This window comes from Gemmatimonadales bacterium (assembly GCA_030697825.1).
Lineage (GTDB): Bacteria > Gemmatimonadota > Gemmatimonadetes > Gemmatimonadales > JACORV01 > JACORV01.
In genome coordinates, this window is record JAUYOW010000030.1 from 1 (window position 1) to 1,553 (window position 1,553).

Sequence of the window (1,553 nt, forward strand, 5' to 3'; positions counted from 1 at the left end):
CCGTCGGGTCCTGGGCTGGAAGCCGGAGGTCGGCTTCGACGACGGACTCCCCCAACTGGTGGCCTGGTTCCGAGAGGAGGGGCGGTGATCCTACAGACCGGGGGCGCGATCCCCAGCACTCCGATCGAGCTGGTGCTCACCGCCAGCCTCGAGACCAAGATCGTCCTCGTCGTGCTTGCCCTTTTCTCCGCGCTATCCTGGTTCCTGATCTTCTCCAAGCTCTGGCAGTTCCGTCGCATCCGGCGGGCGGGGGACGCCTTCTTCCGCGCGGTGGCGCACGCCAGCCGGCTGGCCGAGGCGCAACACGCCGTAGGCGCGCTGGTGGCCTCTCCCTACACGCGGCTCTTCGGGGAGGGCACGACCTTCTTCTCGGAGCTCGTCCCCGGCGGGCTCGCCGCCGAGCCGGGCGCGGGCGGTACGCTCACGCCCACCCAGCTCGAGGCGCTGCGCATGGTGCTCGAGACCCAGGTGGATGCCGAGCACGACCAGCTCGGCCGGTTCATCCCGTGGCTCGCCACGCTGGGTTCGGTGAGCCCGTTGCTCGGTCTCCTCGGCACGGTGCTGGGCGTGATGGACGCCTTCATCGGCATCGCGGTCGGCGGGGCGGGGAACATCTCCGCGGTGGCCCCGGGCGTGGCGGAAGCCCTGGTGACCACCGTGGCGGGTCTCGCGGTCGCCATCCCGTCGGTCATCGCCTACAACATCTTCACGGCCCGGCAGAACTTCGTCGCCGCCGAGCTGGAAGGGTTCGCGCGGGAGCTGATCGTGACGCTGGCCCGCGAGGGGCGGCTCTGAGATGCGGCGCCCGCGCCGCCACCCCCGCGCCGCGCTGAACGCCGACATCAACGTCACGTCCCTGGTGGATGTGGCGTTCATCCTCCTCATCATCTTCATGATCACGGCGCCCATCATGCAGGGCGGCATTGACGTGCAGCTGCCGCGCGCGGCGTCGCGCCCGCTCGAGTCGCGGCAGGGGATGGTCGTGACGATAGACCGCCGCGGGCGGATCTACGTGGACCAGTCGGCGCTGTCCTACGCCGATTTCCGCGCCACCTTCCGTGCAGTGGTGGGGCGAACTCGGCCGTCGGGGATCTACCTTCGCGCGGACCGTGGCGTGCCCTACGGGGACGTGGCACGCGTCCTGGCGGTGATTCGCACCTCCGGCGTGGCGAACGTGGGCCTCGTCACGGAGGCCGAGGACGTGGTGCGGTGAGGAGCATGCGCGGCCGCGCGACCGCGGAGGGAGTGCGCGGCGCCGGGATCGCGGGGTCGCTCGCGCTGCACGGGCTCGTGATCGCGACGTTCCTGACGGCCGGGGCCACCCAGCCGCGTCCCCCGCTGCTCACCGCATACAGTGTGCAGCTCCTGGCGGCACCCGCTCCCGCCGCTCCGCCGGTACCCCAACCCGCGCCGGCGACGCCGGCCCCGCCGCCCGCGCGGTCACCGGAGCCGCCACGTCCAGCGGCCGCGCCGGCCCCGAGCCGGACGCCGTCGGCCCCGGTCGCCCCGCCACGGACTTCGACCCCGGCGCCCGCGGCCTCGCCGCCGCGGCC

The 1,553-nt window shown here is 73.0% G+C and carries 3 protein-coding genes; 2 read left to right on the plus strand and 1 reads right to left on the minus strand.

Annotated elements, in window-relative coordinates:
* Positions 1-84: 84 nt before the first annotated feature.
* Positions 85-795: a MotA/TolQ/ExbB proton channel family protein gene (locus tag Q8Q85_01285; protein MDP3772881.1), complete on the plus strand. Its 711-nt coding sequence runs from the start codon at positions 85-87 to the stop codon at positions 793-795.
* Between the two features lies 1 nt (position 796).
* Positions 797-1,213 (plus strand): biopolymer transporter ExbD, encoded by a 417-nt coding sequence (locus Q8Q85_01290; GenBank protein MDP3772882.1) that lies wholly within the window; start codon positions 797-799, stop codon positions 1,211-1,213.
* Here Q8Q85_01290 and Q8Q85_01295 read toward each other — a convergent pair.
* Positions 1,185-1,553, minus strand: a 369-nt coding sequence (locus Q8Q85_01295; GenBank protein MDP3772883.1) for a hypothetical protein, incomplete at its 5' end; no start/stop codon positions are given. The genes Q8Q85_01290 and Q8Q85_01295 overlap by 29 nt on opposite strands.